This is a genomic window from Paraglaciecola arctica (genome assembly GCF_018861065.1).
GTDB lineage: Bacteria > Pseudomonadota > Gammaproteobacteria > Enterobacterales > Alteromonadaceae > Paraglaciecola > Paraglaciecola arctica_B.
This window is the reverse complement of the sequence record NZ_JAHKQO010000002.1, coordinates 72,512-89,469: the sequence shown is the minus strand read 5'-3', so window position 1 is coordinate 89,469 and position 16,958 is coordinate 72,512. Positions and strand designations below refer to the sequence as shown.

The window sequence follows — 16,958 nt, the reverse complement described above, 5'->3', positions numbered from 1 at the left end:
AGATATTTGTTTTTGGCTGAATCTGTTGCAAATTATGAATACGTATTCATAAGCCATGTATTTCATTTACAACATATTACAATTAATAAACAATAGCGTTGCTCGAATGATTGTGGATGCGATTTACGTCGCTAAGCATGATGGTAAGGACTCCTGGAATAGTTTTTTGATTACGTGACAGTGTCATTTTTAATAACTAGAGAAATAACCATCGACGCTGCTGGCATGTAAGCTGGAAGCTGAGTAACACACTTGGAGAAACCATTTATGTCTATGTACATGAAGAAACTTTTAACTACTTTGCTGTTTGCATTTTCTGCAGCAGTATTGTCTAGCTGTGGAGGCGATCAAGTAGGATTGAGCGGCACCGCAGATTCAGTTTTAGTCTGTAAAGCACCTGAAACGATAACTGAAGATGGTACGGCATGTGAACTTGTCATTGTTCCTTGTAACTATCCTGAAGTCGCAAATGAACAAGGTTTGTGTGTCATGGATATTGGCGCATGGCCAGACGGTGCGAATGGCATTACCATGCCTGAGCCAGAATATATCCCTAAAGACGGCGAAGTCGTTCTATATTATCAGCTAACTAGTGGAGAATACACGGGCTGGGGATTACATGCCTTTAACGAAGGTACTTGTACGTCATGGTCAATGTTTGATGCACCAGGTGGCGAAACCACCGGAACAAGCTGGGGCATTCCAATCGATCCTGTGGGCGTCGATCCAAACTTTGGTGTGTATTGGGTATTAGATACGACAGTAAACAAAAATTGTGGTAACTGGATCCCTTATAATTTTGATGCAGGTGTTCAAGTTCAATTTACCGCTATTGCGCCACTTGCCGATGAGATTGTGAATCCAACTAATCGTTTCTTTTTACTAGAAGGTTTAGACATAGTCTTCCCGCATCCTCGTACTTTTGAATCACTAGTGGTACCAGGTGGCTCAACACTTATTTGTGAAGAACCGCAAATATTGAATGAAGCCGGCGACGCCTGTATTGATGACCCTACAGCACTAGAGACTTTTGTTCCTGGCGAAGCCACACTTTATCTAAAAGGTTCGTTTAATGATTGGACCACCAACGAAGAATACGTTTTCGAATATTCTGAAGGTGTGTATACCATGGTGGCGTCACTTCCTGCTTCAGCAGATGACTATAGTTTTAAAATTGCTGATGATCTTTGGTCTGAGCCCACTTCTTTTGGCGCAACGGCTACCGAAGAGCTGGTTGTTGTAGGCGAAGGCAAAACTCTTGTAGTTGGTGAAGATGTGGGTCAAAACATCACTATGACTGTAGCAGCCGATGCAAATTATCAATTTATCTTTGACGCAACTGATCCTGAATTGCCTGTTTTAACTGTGATAGAAGTGCCACTTAATCGTGTTATGTATGTTAAAGGTACCTTGAACGAGTGGAGTAACACTCAAGCTATGGTGTATGAAGGTGATAATATTTACACTTCAACCTTTGTTTTAGAAGCGGCTGACTACGAATTTAAAGTGGCAGATGCTAATTGGACAGACGACACTAATTTCGGAGCGGCCGCAGGTGACGAAGCACTCGAACTAGATACAACTAAGAGTTTAGTGTTTGGTGAAGGAGTGGCTCAAAATATCACTCTGACAATAACCGATGCGGGTAACTACAAATTTACCCTAGACGCAACTGACCCAGCAGCACCTATTCTTACGGTAAATAATGCTGCTCCATATGGCGCTACCGAGATGTATGTGAAAGGCTCTATGAATGAATGGAGTAATTTGCAAGCAATGGAATATCTAGGCGACAATATTTATAGTTCAACTTATACCTTAGACGTTACTTCGTACGAGTTCAAAGTGGCTGATGCTGACTGGACTGAAGCGACAAACTTTGGCGCCGCTACTGGAGAAGAAGCATTAGAATTAGCCACGGCTAAGACACTAGTGTTTGGTGAAGGAATTGCACAAAACATGACACTGGATATAACAGTGCCGGGTGATTATACCTTTACCTTGGACGCTACTGATCCTGCCGCGCCAATTATTACAGTGACTCAAGTCCTACCTTATGGTGACACTGTAATGTACGTAAAAGGCACCATGAATGAATGGAGTAATGCCCAAGAAATGGTTTACGAAGGTAATAATGTATATAGCTCTGAGTATGAACTTGATGCAGCATCTTACGAGTTCAAAGTTGCCGATGCCGATTGGTCGGAAACCACTAACTTTGGTGCGACTACGGGTGACGAAGCATTAGAATTAGATATCGCCAAAAGTCTAGTGTTCGGTGAGGGAGTGGCACAAAATATCACCCTAGATATCGCTGCTGCTGGAACCTACAAGTTTTCGCTTGACGCTTCGGACTCTGCAGCACCCGTTCTAACGGTGGTATTAGTTCCTTAATTAAAAAGATAAAGGATAAAGGATAAAGGGTAGGGAGATTTTTCACCCTAAAACCTTAGATAAGCTTTTACGAGCCGCGCTAATCCCGCGGCTTTTTCGTATCCCATTGTTTTTGTGCATCGAAAAAGGCTCAATGCATAGATAACCATTTAATTACATATTTTTAACTTTGTGAATACGTATGTAGTCACTGTTCGGCGCGTTATTAAACCCTTAGCATATCGTCACTATTCGATAGGTTAAAAGGCAGTCTTTACATGGGGCATTGTAAACAGTTAATACAACTCACTCTCGCAATTTTTGCATTGGCATTGGTTAGTTGTGGCGGTGGTGGTGGCGGAAACAGCAATGATCCTGCCCCAGTAACCGAAAATCGTGCTCCAACGATAATTAATTTCTCCACTCAAGTCAGTGCCACAAATGCCTTGGAGGTGACTTTTTCGTGGTCCATTTCTGATGCGGATAACGATGTCTTAAGTTGCGTCTTGAGTCCTGGAAATGAACTAGCGGATATCTCAATTGCTGACTGTATTGCCACAGACTCGACGGTTGTCAGTTACGCAGATTATGGTTCAGTGGAGGCCAAACTCACTGTTACCGATACCAGTAATGCCACAACTAGCCAAAATCAATCGTTGAAGTTAGAAAACCCCAACCCAAGTTTGCCATTACCACAGGTCACCGCTGCAGAAAACGAACTAGTGGTTTTTTATAACCGACCTGATGCAAATTATCAGGGGTGGGTATTACATTTGTGGAATAACCAGAGTTGTGACGCTTACGCCGATTTTGAGTCTGATGGAGGTACATCATGGACACAAGGACAAGCTCAATCTGGAGTCGATCCTAACTACGGGGCGTATTGGGTTTTACCATTAAAAGCCGGGTTCGGAGAATGTGCTAATTTTATCCTTCACAAAGGTGATCAAAAAGACATTGGTGAGGCCGATCATCGAGCCAATCTAACTGGCAATAGAATGATATGGACCTTATCCGGTATTGCTGAGCTTTATAGCCAATCCGTGTTATTTCCATCTGGGGCATTGATTGCCGATACTGCGGCGCATTGGGTCAATCCAGAGACGGTATTTTGGGATGTCAACGGTAGTGGAGTCTCGAAAATTCGTGTCTATAGCGCTGATACAGACGACATGGGATACAATGGTGAAACTGGGATTGAAGGTCAGCAGTTTATAGAGTTTACACCGCAGCTATCAGGCACTCATCCAGCGATCACTCTTGGAATGCCAAGGTATCAAGATTTAGATGCCTATACCGCAAATACCTCTTCGACTTCTGATATTAGAGAAATGTTGACCCAAAAGTTGTTGGCCATTGCCTATGATAATAACGGCGCTGTGATTGCGGCAACTTATGTGCAAACGCCGCGAATATTAGATGCTTTGTATACATCAGGTACGCAAGACGCCGATGAGGCATTATTGGGTTTGGAGTATCATAACAACGGGATCAGTTCTCATCTTTGGGCTCCAACTGCCCAACAAGTCACCCTAAATATTTATAATGCTAACAAGGTGTTGCAATCTAATGAGATGATGACCTTAGATCCACAAACGGGGATTTGGTCAATTGATCTAGACAGCAGTGTGGATAGGCAATTCTATCGATTTGAATTAACTGTTTATCATCAAATTAACCAGCGCTTTGAGACCTTGGAAACCACAGACCCATATTCAGTGTCTTTGTCTACCAATGGCAGTTATTCTCAGTTTGTCAATTTACGGGATAGCGATTTAAAACCAGAGAATTGGGACAACCATGTTTCGCCGAGTATTATCGACCCTGAGGATGCGGTTATTTATGAGGGCCATATCCGCGACTTTAGCATTCTAGATGAAAGCACTGAACCTGTGAACCGTGGTAAGTATTTAGGGTTTAAACAGCAAAACTCTTTGCCTACTACGCACCTTAAAACTCTAGCTGAAGTGGGTTTGACACATTTTCAATTGTTACCGGCTAACGACATTGCTTCTATCGGTGAAGATTTAACTAGTCGCGTCAATATTACTGATACAGTCGCAGATTTATGTGCACTAAACACAACAGCCCCTGTATGTGGCGCAGAGAATGGCTCTGCGACCTTATTATCGGTATTCGAAAGTTATGAACCTAGTACCTCAGATGCCCAAGCGTTAGCTAATGCTATGCGTGGGTTAGATAGTTTTAACTGGGGATACGATCCTCAACATTTTTCGGTGCCAGAAGGCAGCTATGCTTCAGATCCAGATGGGACCGCGCGTATTTTAGAAATGCGAGCCATGATTAAAGCGTTGCATGATACAGGTTTGCGAGTGTCGCTGGATGTAGTGTACAACCATACTAGTTCCTCTGGTTTAAATGAAAATTCAGTTTTAGATAAAGTTGTGCCTGGCTATTATCACCGCAGAGACCTGATTTCTGGAAATGTGCTGCACGATACCTGTTGTGAAGATACCGCACCAGAACACAAAATGATGGACAAACTGATGGTTGACTCGCTTACCTTGTGGACTCAAGCCTACAAATTTGACGCATTTCGTTTCGATATCATGAGTAACAATTCCAAAGATTCCATTATTAATGCTAGAAGCGTGATTCAAACATTAGATCCAGATAACTATTTTTACGGCGAAGGTTGGACTCGAAATAACAACGGTTACACTCAAGCTAATCAAAACAATATGGCGGAAACCCAAGTGGGCACATTTAACGACCGTCCACGAGATATTATTCGTAGTGGCTCGTTATTTCGTTCCTCTGGCAGTGCAGACGACCAAGATATCATCCGTCTGGGTTTGGCAGGAACCTTAGCCAATTACCAACTGCAAGATAAAAACGGCAATGTAAAATTAGGCAGCGCATTTTCTGCAAAACCAGCCTATGCCAAAGACCCAGCTGACGTGATTAATTATGTGTCTAAACATGATAACGAAACACTATGGGATCAGCTGCAATATGGGTTGGCCAGTGACATGTCTGTTGATGACAGAGTACGGGCACAAAACATTGCGGGAACCATCCCCTTAATCAGTCAAGGTATTCCGTTTTTACAGCTAGGTGGCGACTTATTGCGTTCTAAATCAATGGACAGAAATAGTTACGACGCAGGAGATTGGTTTAATAAGGTGGACTTTAGCAAAGACACAAACAACTGGAACATGGGTCTACCAATGGCTGAGAACAATCAAGAACAGTGGAATTTAATTGCTGACTTGGCAACAAACGTAGAAGCGCAACCCTTAATGCACCACATAACACTGTCTGGCGAGGTATTTAAAGAGTTTTTGGCTATTCGCCGCTCTAGCAAACTATTTAGGCTTAGCACGGCCCAAGACGTTATAGATCGTGTAGGGTTTCATAATACAGGTTCCACACAAACCCAAGGATTGATTGTAATGAGCCTTGATGATGGAAGTGGGTTAGTAGACTTAGATGCCAATGTTGATGCGATTGTAGTAGTGATCAATGGTACTTCCAACGAACAGTCTCAAAGTATCTTAACCGCTAGTGACTTTGAGTTGCATAACGTGCAACAAACCTCAGCTGACACCATAGTACAAAACGCTAAATTTGTTACAAGCAACAATGGTGGCACTTTTACAGTTCCGGCATTAACCACAGCAATATTTGTGAAACCTCAGTCGGGAGCCCAAGGAGTGGGACTAGCGGCAGATGCAAGTTTGAATCAGTCGCAATCGCCTCCTTATGGTGATACCGATATTTTTCTGCGAGGTTCGATGAATAATTTTGGAGACAACGGGTTAACTGCAGAAGATACTTTTTCCTATTTGGGCAATAGCATTTATAGCATCGATTATGTATTCACTGCTGGCACACATTCCTTAAAAATTGCTGATGCTAATTATTCGTTAATAAACCTTGGCTTTGGCGATGTACAAATCCAATCAAATTCTGTCACTGCAAGCACAGATAGTGACGGAAATATTAGTTTTACTTTGGCTAATCAAGGCAACTATCAATTTCAACTCGATCTTTCTTCCCAAGCAAACCCAATTTTGAGAATTGAAAATGTTTCACCCACGGTAAATTGTGCTGAGTTACAGGATTCAACCCAAGATATCCCTTTTGACATTGCTGGTGGAGGGCAACTTTACGTGCGCGGTAGTCATTCAGACTGGGCCGCCGATGAAGTATATCGATTGCATTATAAAGGTAATAACATCTATCAGGCCGTTGCAGAATTTTCGGGTGAGTTTCAGTTTAAAATTGCTTCTGATGATGGCAGTTGGACTACACAATTATGGGCGCAAACCGAAGAGGGAAATATAAAGACCGACAATTTACAGCTGGGTGTGAATTACCCTGTTGCCTTCAATGATGCGGGTGAAACTAATAACCAAATCAGTTTAGTAGCGGCGAGTTATAGTTTTTTGTTGACTTTAAACCAAGCTGATCCTGAAACGAGTAAAAATGTTGCTAGCCTTATTGTTCAGCAATGTGCGCCTTAGCCAGGCAAAGCATTTTAAGCGGATTGCAGTATTAAACGCCAATTCTTAACAGGGTTGGCGTTGTAATGATTTAGAGTCATTTAAATCACTTGTTTTGCGTTACTGGTCAATTTATATGAATGGGTATTAAGTGTTGTGCTAGGTAATCCACCAGCAATCGTATCTTTGGGGATAAATGACGATTTTGAGGGTACACAGCCCATATTCCATTTTCGGGGGCTCGATAATTATCGAGCAAAGAAACCAGCTCTCGATTTTGAAGGTGAGTTTGTACGTAGAAATCTGGCAATTGCACTATTCCTAAGCCTTTTAACGCTGCATCTACTAGCCCAAAACCACTGTTGTAACGCAGTCTTCCTGAAACACGAAACTTTCTTTCCTTAGCGTCTTCGCTAAAATTCCAATAATCTAAGGTACCTAACAGGCAACTGTGTTTATTGAGATCTGCTAAATTTTGCGGTGTACCATGCTTTTCTAAATACACAGGAGACGCACATATATAGTTGGTTCTGTTCCCCAGTTTTTTGGCAATCATGGTAGAGTCATTCAACTTTCCTAGGCGGATCGCCAAATCATAGCCACCTTCTAATAGGTCCATTTGTTGATTACTTAGATAGGCGGTCACTTCAACATCGGGGTAGTGTTTCATAAAATCATTGACTAGTGGCAATATCTGCTGTTCCCCATAAGTGACGGGGGCGGTGAGTTTGACTTTACCTTGTGGTTTGGATTGCAGGTTTGTAATGGCACGTTCAGCGGCGTCTAAACCGTCTAACACACTGCGACAATGTTGGTAAAAAACCTGACCTTCTTCGGTTAACGAAACTTTACGTGTTGTCCGATAGAATAACTTTATTTTGAGTCGTGCTTCTAATGCACTTATCTGGCGACTAACGTGAGCCGTAGATACAGTCATTTTTTTTGCCGCGAGTGTAAAGCTTTCATTTTCAGCCACGTAAACAAATTCGCTAATACCTTCCCACTGCATGATTATTACCTATATGTAAAAGTAAATTAATGAATCGGTATATTATCATTTATTTGGAAATAACTATAATGGCATCCTGTACTTAGCTATGCAGCCACTCAACTGAACATAAAGTCATTGCATTTAGTCGCAATAACATCACCGAGTGTGTGCGGATTAAATAACATAATAGGAAGCATATATGAGTTGGTTATTTCTTTTTCTAGGCGTTGCCGCAGAAGCGATGTCCCATGTCTTATTAAAAGAGACAGATGGTTTTACTAAACCGCTTCCTAGCGCATTGGTTTTGTTGGGGCATCTAGCCGCGTTTATGTTTTTAGGGCAAGCAATGAAAGAGATGCCAATAGGCATTGTACATGCGTTGTGGGCAGGGCTAGCCATTATCACAGTGACTTTATTGTCTACGGTAATTTATCGCCAGCATATGGAATTAACAACTTGGATTGGAATGGTTTTGGTGGCAATAGGGATTGCGGTAATAAACCTTTCACAAGGCCACGCCCATTAGTGACGCGCTAATCAACAATCTTTAAATATACATTAGTTACAAAGTGAGAAAAATATGTCAGATCAATTTATTAAATCAAAAGCAGCGATAGCCTGGGGACCCAAACAACCTTTATCTATTGAAGAGGTAGACGTTATGTTACCTCGTAAAGGTGAAGTGTTGATTAAAGTCATAGCTTCGGGTGTGTGTCATACCGATGCTTTTACTTTGTCGGGCGAAGATCCTGAAGGAATATTTCCAGTGATTTTAGGTCACGAAGGTGGTGGCATTGTTGAGCAAGTTGGCGAAGGTGTGACTAGTGTGCAAGTGGGCGATCACGTTATTCCCCTTTACACCCCTGAATGTGGAGAATGTAAATTTTGCTTATCAGGCAAAACGAATTTGTGTCAGAAAATACGCGAAACTCAAGGTAAAGGCTTAATGCCTGATGGAACCACACGTTTCTACAAAGATGGCCAGCCCATTTTTCATTACATGGGCTGCTCTACGTTTTCTGAATATACGGTATTACCAGAAATCTCTCTGGCTAAAGTCAATAAAGACGCGCCACTTGAAGAAGTCTGTTTACTTGGATGTGGTGTCACCACTGGTATGGGGGCGGTAATGAATACTGCCAAAGTAGAAGAGGGCGCAACGGTTGCCATTTTTGGTCTGGGTGGTATTGGTCTTTCAGCGGTTATCGGTGCCGCCATGGCAAAAGCGAGTCGCATTATCGCCATTGACATTAACGAAGGCAAATTCGAATTAGCAAAAAAATTAGGTGCGACTGAGTGTATTAATCCGAAAGATTATGGCAAGCCGATCCAAGATGTCATTGTGGATTTAACTGATGGCGGTGTGGACTACTCGTTTGAATGTGTAGGTAACGTTAATCTTATGCGTTCAGCCTTAGAGTGTTGTCATAAAGGATGGGGCGAATCAGTGGTGATTGGTGTTGCCGGAGCGGGGCAAGAAATTTCAACTCGGCCGTTTCAATTAGTGACCGGAAGGGTATGGCGCGGCTCTGCTTTTGGTGGGGTTAAAGGTCGCACAGAATTACCCGATTACGTCGAACGTTATTTACAGGGCGAATTTAAGCTCAGCGATTTTATAACCCATACTATGCCACTCGAAGACATTAATGAATCATTTGAACTAATGCACAAAGGCGAAAGTATTCGTACCGTTATACATTTTGATCGTTAGTTTCTATCCTCAAGTATATTAAGGTATTAGTCGTTTAGATCTGCGGCTACCTAAAACCGAGGCATTGCTCTGCAAAAATTTGCCTCGGTTTAAATGCCTTAAAACCAATCAAAACGTCGCGTCTGTTTATTCCCAAACAAGAAATCTAAAGGCAAATGTCATTGCGTAAATGGATCAAGCAGTGAATATTCATTTAGTTAGATTATTTCACCCTGTGTTGACCTTGGTAAATGCAAACTGCGTGCAACTTAATCGCAGTCTATTTTACTAGGAGAACAATTATGAAAGGTCAATTAACGTTAGTTGCAGTGCTTGTTGGAGCCAGTTTATTTGCAGGATGTGGCAGTAACAAAAAAACAACTCAATCCCCTGGCGCTGGACAGTCGAGCGCGACTATTGCTGAAAATTATCAAGGCGTTTGGGTATCATCCGCCTATGCTGACGCTTTAGTCGTAAAAGAGAATAGCGTCGATTACTATAAATACACCAGTGACTATTGTGTATTGCAAACCAGCTTTGAAAACTTAAACACCAGCGAGTTAACGCGCAGTGTAGAGCTAACCACCGATGAAACCGCATTAACCTGGATTGCAGGTTATGGCACCAAAGATTTTGGTGCGCCATCTCGAAATTTAGACAAGCAAACTGAGTTACCTGCTTCTTGCACGGATCAAATTTTAACGCCTGAATCTTCGCTGACTAATAGCGAGATGTTCGAGTTATACACTCAGATCATGGACGAGTACTATCTTGATTTTTCAAGAAATAATGTGGACTGGCCAACATTGAGCTATGAATTGAGTAACACAGTTACTGAAAACGATGAAACTTTGTATGAAGCCATTTTTACTTCATTTGAAGCGTTGGCAGACACCCACAATAAGTGGAATACCGCAACTGGTGAAACCATTTTATCGTTCACTAAACAAACTCATTTGTATGATTTGGTTGAGGAGTACGCCACAGCGAATGGTCTAAGTTATCCTCTAGATGGCAGCGAATTTAGCGACAACACCTTGAATGATATAAATAACTATATCGATCAGGAATTTGCCAAGGAACAGAACATAATAACCAGTTACGCCACTACTGATATTGGGATTGATCAATCTGAGCAGATATATTGGTTTGCTATCAATAATATAGGTTATTTACATATTAATGGAATGACTGGTTACAGCACTGTAAATGAAGATCAAGATGATTTGGCACAAACCAGTTCGGCCTTAAGTAACCTTAATGAAGCCATTGACGAAGCGCTCAGCGATTTATCTGAAACTAGTGGCTTAATTATTGATGTGCGTTACAACGGCGGCGGTAACGACTACATTAGTTTGGCGATAGCGAGTCGTTTCACAGAAGCAGAGTTTTTGGCTTATAAGAAGTATGCCCGAGATGGTGCGGGAGTGACAGAAACCATAGAATCGACTATTTCACCTTCTGGTTTTGTGCAATATACCGGTAAACCTGTTGTATTATTAATCAGTGAAGATACCGCCTCAGCAGCAGAAACCTTTTCTTTAAGCATGACGCAATTAGACCATGTCACCCTAGTAGGTGAAGCTACCCAAGGGATATTTTCTGATGTGCTTGAGTGGGCATTACCAGGTGGACATAGTTTAGGAATGTCTAACGAATATTATGTCACTCCGAATGATGAATGGCTTGAAGGTGTGGGGGTGCCCGCTGATGTTGTGGTGCCTTTCTTTGCCCTCCAAGATCGTGAAAACCAAAAAGACAGTGGTATTTTAGCGGCTTTAGATATTTTACAGTAAAGTCATAGGGTGGCTCGAATTTTACTCGCAGTTGCTAACCGAATTCACTGGGCAAATCTATTGCCCAGTGAAAAAATACATATAATAAATCAGGCGAGGGCGCTTGGCTTTAATCACAAATCAGTCAATGGAATGATGCTATATTGTGGTTTTTAGGTCTAATAATTGTCTTTGCTACAATGGCTTGTTAATTCTGCAATTCATTACGATTAGGGATTTTCGAAAGCTAAATTGAGTTTGTCGAGTAAGTGCATTAGTTGGTCCGCTTCCTGAGTATTTATCGACTGAAATCGACAGCGAATCTGATCTGGAATATCAACAGCTTGTTGTTGCAGTTTTAGGCCATGTGACTCCAACTTAACAAGGCGCTTACGCTTATCTTCTTTGTCTATAACCACTGATAAAAGCTGCTTATCAGTCATTTTTTTTAGAATTTGAGTCATGGCGCCGCCATCTATTTTGGTCTTGTTTAACAAGCCCGCAATACTCATTTTGTTTTCTTCCCATAGCGCCATCATTACCACATATTGTGGATAGGTAAGATCTAGTTGATTTAACGCGTCGCGATAAGCCCTTACAACAGAATTAGACGCCATATACAAGCGATGACAAATTTGATTATCCAATTTTAATTGCGAGTAATTCATTAAGGTTCTCTATACTTTCAGACAAGATATTTTAATTTGCATGCAAAGTATTTGCAACTATGTTTTGTTTGCTTTGTTATTTTGCGTGCAAAATAAATTAATCGCTAAACTTAATAAGGAAAACAATGAAAAAATTAATCCAAACCGCATATACCGCTAGAGCAACGGCTACAGGTGGTAGGGAAGGCACTGCAAAGTCAGATGACGGTCGTTTAGATGTCAGACTTTCAACTCCAAAAGGCTTAGGTGGTGATGATGGTCAGGGTACTAACCCTGAACAATTGTTTGCGGCTGGTTACGCTGCTTGTTTTATTGGTGCTCTAAAACTAGTGGCTGGCCAAGCTAAAATAAAGTTGCCTGTTGATACACGTATTGACTCACAAGTCTCCATTGGACCAATAGATGGTGGATTTGGAATTGCAGTAAAATTGGGGGTGTTTGTTGCCGATTTAGACAAAACTACCGCTGAAGAGTTAGTTGCCAAAGCACATGAAGTTTGCCCGTATTCAAATGCAACTCGCGGCAATATTGCGGTTGAACTATCGGTACTTTAGTGACCTACAAAGTTACTTGGTTTATGTTTTTGGAAGCATATTTTTACACAAAATATGCTTTACACCTTATATTGTCGCTTTTCCCATTAGCTGTGTTTAGATTTCTTCATCCTGATTCCGATCTTTTATTTCTCTGATTCTGTCTATTATTGACAAAAATACAGCAAATAAATCTGGATCAAGGTGGTCTTGGGCCATTTCATCCATGATTGCTAGGGCTTTAGATTCAGAAAACGCTTTTTTGTAGACTCTTTCATGGACTAGCGCATCATACACATCCACAATAGCCACAATTCTGGCAGCTTCAGGAATTTCTTTACCTTTTAAACCATCAGGATAACCAGAACCATCCCATTTTTCGTGATGATAATTAGCGATAATAGATGCGGTATTGAGCAATGAGATACCACTTCCTGCTAACATTTCGCCGCCAATTCGCGAATGATCTTTCATTATTGCGAATTCGTCTTCGGTCAAACGGCCAGGTTTTTGTAAAATTTTGTCTGGAATACCAATTTTCCCAATGTCATGCATAGGAGCGGCGAGTTTGATATCATCAACATGAGACATGGGCCAGCCAAGTTCTTTGGCCATTTCGGCTGAATATAGGCCGATTCTACGAATGTGGGCGCCTGTTTCTTCATCTCGTTGCACTGCGGCAGAAATTAATCTAATTGCGATTTCTTCTTCCCTTTCGCGGATTTGTTGGGTCCTGCGATGTACCTCAAGCTCTAGCTTTTCTTTGGTAAGTAAATTCTCTCGCATCAGTTGTTGCTTTTTCTGATGGGTGCCGTGATCTTTATCGGTAAGGTTTATTAACAGCAATCTGTCATCTTCTACCAATACTGCTGTTGCCTCCATTAGCCATTCTGTGCCATCTGGAGCTTCTTCCACCCATAACCCAGATTTTAATTGGCCTGGTTGCTTACGTTGCCAATGGTTTTCAGCGTCGAACATAAAATGTTGTAAAAAACCGGGCAACTCTTCTTGGTTCAGTTGATGATTTTTGTTAATACTGGGGTAAAAATGCTTAAACCAACTTGGCGGCTCTGTTAAACAGGTCATCAGCTCGTTTTTACATACGGACAACACAGCAAAATCAAGCTCAGAATAAAGTTTTTCTAGCGTAGTTGCTGACATGTTTTTTTTACTCCACTGTAATGATTATTTTGTACCCACCATATTCTGTGACAAAGTCGTAAATAACTCTTCAACATTGTCGCCAGACTTGGCACTGGTTTTTATAACGGTGAGGTTTTTGTCAATATCATTAATTGATGCCGGGGATATAAGCCATTGATCTTCGATATCGGCTTTATTTATGGCAAGTACCGCTGGTATATCGCCAAGTAAATCTTGCACCATCTTATGAATAGATAAAGCTGAATCTAGGGTTTTGGCTCTTGTGCCATCGGCTACTAAAATATAACCCGCTGAACCACGCAAATAATTGGTGTTAATTTCAGTGTAATCGTCTTCACCTTCTAAATCCCATATCATTAGATTGATATCTTGATCGGCGATAGATAGCTTTTTCTTGTTGATTTTCACACCGATAGTTGTCAGATATTTATCGCTAAAAATACTCTCAACAAAGCGCTTAATCAAACTGGTTTTACCCACTGAAAATGCTCCTAACAAGCAAATTTTCTTTTGTATCACACTATTTTTTCCTTTATGAATCACTTAGTTTTCACATTCGTAAGTGTTACAAATGAACAGTTCAACTTAGAGGTTAGTCGCCACAAGCTAATTTTTCTAGGCCAGTTACTTTGGTCATTTTTACTTTTAAATTAGTTAGTTAGGTCAATGATTTAAGATATCGGTGTCTTTGTCAATTATACAAAAGTTGGCACGATACAAGTTTGAGTTTAACCATAACTATATAGTATTGGGTTAGGAATATAATCATAATTTTAAATACCTTACTTTTATTCAAAGTGGTGTCTACCTAAATGCATGAATTGTATTGAACTTTGGGGGATTAATTAAACCAGTGAAAGCCCCGATTTTCATTGAAACTGGTTGTTTATACTATGTAAGTTATGTGCCAAGTTGTCTCGCAATGAGCAACTATGTATCGTGACTTTTATTGGTGTAAACTTTACTCACCGTATTATGACGTAAAGTAAAAGTGATGATTAAAATTAGAATTATCAAATGGTTAATCCCGCAAATAGGACTGATGCTAATGTTTGGTTTTAACGTAAATGCAACGCTAACCAGCTTGCAGGTCACCACTCATAAAGGAAAGGTAGAGGGCCTCTATGATAAAACTCTTGGGGTATATCAGTTTAAGGGGGTACCTTATGCTAAACCTCCTATTGGAGAATTGCGCTGGAGACCTCCTGCAGCTATGGATGCTTGGCAAGGCGTTATGCCAACAAAAGATTTTGCAGCAAGGCCTATGCAAATCCCCATATTTGGAGATATGAATTTTCGTTCTGCTGACGTCAGTGAAGACAGCTTATATCTGAATATTTGGAGTGCTGATTTAACGCCAAAACGCCCACAGCCAGTTCTGGTGTATTTTCATGGCGGAGGATTTATTGCGGGTGATGGTTCTGAACCCCGTTACGATGGCAGTAGCATGGCTCAAAATGGCGTTGTGACTGTTACTGTTAATTATCGATTGGGCATTTTTGGCTTTATGGCGCATTCTGAGCTAAGTGCTGAATCAAGCTATAACGGCTCGGGAAATTATGGATTTTTAGATCAGGTCGCGGCGTTACGATGGGTTAAAGAAAATATTGCAGGTTTTGGTGGAGATCCACAACGAATCACTATTGCGGGTGAATCTGCCGGCTCTATGTCGGTCAGTGCTTTGATGATTTCACCTTTGAGTAAAGATTTGATTTTTGCAGTTATTGGAGAAAGTGGTTCAATAGTTGGCTCTGATTTTTCTAGCCAAACTTTAGCATTGGCCGAACAAAAAGGAGCAGATATTTTAACTAAGTTGAAGGTTAAGTCTATCGCTGACTTTCGCGAATTGAGTGCTAGCGATTTACTTCAGAAAACTACAGAGCAAGATCTAATTTGGTATCGACCCAATATCGATAATTACTTTTTACCGCAAGAACCACTGTCCTTATTACAGCAAGGTCATATAGCGAAAGTGCCAGTATTGGCAGGCGTTAATTCAGAAGAAGCTGGATTTAATCAGGTCTTGGGCGACAAAACTCCGAATGTTGAAAATTATACTAATGCAGTAAAACAACTTTACCCTAAGTATTTTAAGCAAGTTTTGGCGTTGTACCCTGGCAACGATAAAGAGTCAGTATTGGATTCAGCTCAAGCTTTAGCCAGTGATCGCTTTCTAAGTTATGGCACTTGGGTATGGGCAGAGTATGTGCAACGCCATAGTGACCAAAGTGTTTATTACTATTTATATACACATCCTCGACCACAATTAACATCAAATTTCAGTGATATGCAGCCAGCATTGGCTGGTGGTTTAGTTGAAAAGTCTAAAGTTAGCGAAACGCTGCCAAGTAGCAGAGGTGCAGTACATTCGGCTGAAATAGAATATGTAATGGGTAACTTAGCAACGAATCAAGTGTTTGCTTGGAATGACGACGATTACGCTATTTCGTCAATGTTTCAGGGCTACTTTATCCGCTTTATTAAAACTGGGGATCCTAATTCCAGTGAATTACCTGTTTGGCCTAAGTTTGCAGATAATAAACGACTTGTTATAGGCACAACTATTAGCGATGAGAGTATGTCTCTATTGCGCAAACGTTATACATTAATGGCTAAGATCAACGGCTTTGAACTACAAGAGGACTGAGAGATTTGAGTTGTCCGTGAACATTGCATTTGTAGTGGTAATAGAGAGCTGAGCTCTCTATTACCTATTCTGTTTTTATTCGGGAATTATTTCGTCTTTCAATGGATCTTGGTGCACTGACGATAGAGTTGTTGGTTGTTGCGACTCAAAAGCGTGTTTGTCGCGAACGTTTTTTTGAACGGTTACTGCTGCAAAGATACTTAAAACATAGGCCATAGCGTAAAAGCCTTTTTCACTTAACAATAAATCTGCATTGAATAACCCAATACCTAGTAGAGCAATAGATATGCCTGCTGATGCCCAAGCAATACTGTGATAAATTTTGGAAGTGGTAATACCTTCAGCTTTGTCGCGAATGGTTTTTTGCAGCGACACCATAGAGAACAATCCGTATAGAATGATACACAAATAATAGCCTTTTTCATTTAGTGCCATCTGAGCATTGAATAGGCCAATTCCATAAGCGCCAGCTCCAATTATTAAAGCGGCAATAGACGCTAAAAAATAAGACTTTGTAGGGGCTTGAGTTGTCATAATCGAATTCCTTGTAAGTGATTTAGTCTGCTTGTTTAACTGGGGTTACAATAAACGCTAGTTAACTTAAAATATACCCTTTTGCGGTTTGTAGTAATTTTTACTACTAAAGGT

At 41.0% G+C, this 16,958-nt stretch carries 12 protein-coding genes; 7 read left to right on the top strand and 5 right to left on the bottom strand.

The window, feature by feature from the left end:
- Positions 1-267 precede the first annotated feature (267 nt).
- A complete protein-coding gene (locus KO534_RS00690) occupies positions 268-2,394 on the top strand; it encodes a pullulanase-associated domain-containing protein (protein WP_215926150.1) in 2,127 nt (708 codons plus the stop codon).
- A 257-nt stretch (positions 2,395-2,651) separates the two neighbouring features.
- Complete coding sequence (locus tag KO534_RS00685) at positions 2,652-6,863, top strand: alpha-1,6-glucosidase domain-containing protein (protein ID WP_215926148.1); 4,212 nt, start codon at positions 2,652-2,654, stop codon at positions 6,861-6,863.
- A gap of 106 nt (positions 6,864-6,969) precedes the next feature.
- Here the strand turns inward: KO534_RS00685 and KO534_RS00680 are convergent, their stop codons facing one another.
- Positions 6,970-7,851, bottom strand: coding sequence for a LysR substrate-binding domain-containing protein (locus KO534_RS00680; protein WP_215926146.1), 882 nt, complete (start codon positions 7,849-7,851; stop codon positions 6,970-6,972).
- Between the two features lie 181 nt (positions 7,852-8,032).
- Here KO534_RS00680 and KO534_RS00675 point away from each other — a divergent pair, with 181 nt between their 5' ends.
- From KO534_RS00675 to KO534_RS00665, 3 genes are all read left to right on the top strand, one after another.
- The gene (locus tag KO534_RS00675; RefSeq protein WP_215926144.1) at positions 8,033-8,359 is read left to right on the top strand and encodes a DMT family transporter; all 327 of its coding nucleotides are present in this window, start codon (positions 8,033-8,035) and stop codon (positions 8,357-8,359) included.
- 54 nt (positions 8,360-8,413) lie between these two features.
- Positions 8,414-9,544: an S-(hydroxymethyl)glutathione dehydrogenase/class III alcohol dehydrogenase gene (locus KO534_RS00670; protein ID WP_252731861.1), complete on the top strand. Its 1,131-nt coding sequence runs from the start codon at positions 8,414-8,416 to the stop codon at positions 9,542-9,544.
- A gap of 281 nt (positions 9,545-9,825) precedes the next feature.
- Positions 9,826-11,319 (top strand): S41 family peptidase, encoded by a 1,494-nt coding sequence (locus tag KO534_RS00665; RefSeq protein ID WP_215926142.1) that lies wholly within the window; start codon positions 9,826-9,828, stop codon positions 11,317-11,319.
- Between the two features lie 209 nt (positions 11,320-11,528).
- Here KO534_RS00665 and KO534_RS00660 read toward each other — a convergent pair whose 3' ends face one another.
- Entirely contained in the window at positions 11,529-11,966 is a 438-nt protein-coding gene (locus tag KO534_RS00660; protein ID WP_215926140.1) for a MarR family winged helix-turn-helix transcriptional regulator, read from the bottom strand.
- Between the two features lie 125 nt (positions 11,967-12,091).
- Here KO534_RS00660 and KO534_RS00655 point away from each other — a divergent pair, with 125 nt between their 5' ends.
- Entirely contained in the window at positions 12,092-12,520 is a 429-nt protein-coding gene (locus KO534_RS00655; RefSeq protein WP_215926138.1) for an organic hydroperoxide resistance protein, read from the top strand.
- Positions 12,521-12,616: 96 nt separating this feature from the next.
- Here KO534_RS00655 and KO534_RS00650 read toward each other — a convergent pair whose 3' ends face one another.
- Both KO534_RS00650 and KO534_RS00645 read right to left on the bottom strand, forming a co-directional pair.
- On the bottom strand, positions 12,617-13,660 hold the full coding sequence (locus tag KO534_RS00650) for an HD-GYP domain-containing protein (RefSeq protein ID WP_215926136.1): 1,044 nt from the start codon (positions 13,658-13,660) through the stop codon (positions 12,617-12,619).
- A gap of 24 nt (positions 13,661-13,684) precedes the next feature.
- Positions 13,685-14,182, bottom strand: coding sequence for a Rab family GTPase (locus KO534_RS00645; protein WP_354667892.1), 498 nt, complete (start codon positions 14,180-14,182; stop codon positions 13,685-13,687).
- 475 nt (positions 14,183-14,657) lie between these two features.
- On the opposite strand from KO534_RS00645, the gene KO534_RS00640 reads away from it, so the two are divergent.
- A complete protein-coding gene (locus KO534_RS00640) occupies positions 14,658-16,310 on the top strand; it encodes a carboxylesterase/lipase family protein (protein ID WP_215926134.1) in 1,653 nt (550 codons plus the stop codon).
- 75 nt (positions 16,311-16,385) lie between these two features.
- Here the strand turns inward: KO534_RS00640 and yiaA are convergent, their stop codons facing one another.
- Complete coding sequence (gene yiaA, locus KO534_RS00635) at positions 16,386-16,844, bottom strand: inner membrane protein YiaA (RefSeq protein ID WP_215926132.1); 459 nt, start codon at positions 16,842-16,844, stop codon at positions 16,386-16,388.
- Between the last annotated feature and the right edge of the window lie 114 nt (positions 16,845-16,958).

Excerpts from the sequence above, each read along its gene's own strand:
- KO534_RS00690 (WP_215926150.1), top strand. The coding sequence starts at position 268 with ATGTCTATGTACATGAAGAAACTTTTAACTACTTTGCTGTTTGCATTT.
- KO534_RS00685 (WP_215926148.1), top strand. The coding sequence starts at position 2,652 with ATGGGGCATTGTAAACAGTTAATACAACTCACTCTCGCAATTTTTGCA.
- KO534_RS00680 (WP_215926146.1), bottom strand. The coding sequence starts at position 7,851 with ATGCAGTGGGAAGGTATTAGCGAATTTGTTTACGTGGCTGAAAATGAA.
- KO534_RS00675 (WP_215926144.1), top strand. The coding sequence starts at position 8,033 with ATGAGTTGGTTATTTCTTTTTCTAGGCGTTGCCGCAGAAGCGATGTCC.
- KO534_RS00670 (WP_252731861.1), top strand. The coding sequence starts at position 8,414 with ATGTCAGATCAATTTATTAAATCAAAAGCAGCGATAGCCTGGGGACCC.
- KO534_RS00665 (WP_215926142.1), top strand. The coding sequence starts at position 9,826 with ATGAAAGGTCAATTAACGTTAGTTGCAGTGCTTGTTGGAGCCAGTTTA.
- KO534_RS00660 (WP_215926140.1), bottom strand. The coding sequence starts at position 11,966 with ATGAATTACTCGCAATTAAAATTGGATAATCAAATTTGTCATCGCTTG.
- KO534_RS00655 (WP_215926138.1), top strand. The coding sequence starts at position 12,092 with ATGAAAAAATTAATCCAAACCGCATATACCGCTAGAGCAACGGCTACA.
- KO534_RS00650 (WP_215926136.1), bottom strand. The coding sequence starts at position 13,660 with ATGTCAGCAACTACGCTAGAAAAACTTTATTCTGAGCTTGATTTTGCT.
- KO534_RS00640 (WP_215926134.1), top strand. The coding sequence starts at position 14,658 with ATGATTAAAATTAGAATTATCAAATGGTTAATCCCGCAAATAGGACTG.
- yiaA (WP_215926132.1), bottom strand. The coding sequence starts at position 16,844 with ATGACAACTCAAGCCCCTACAAAGTCTTATTTTTTAGCGTCTATTGCC.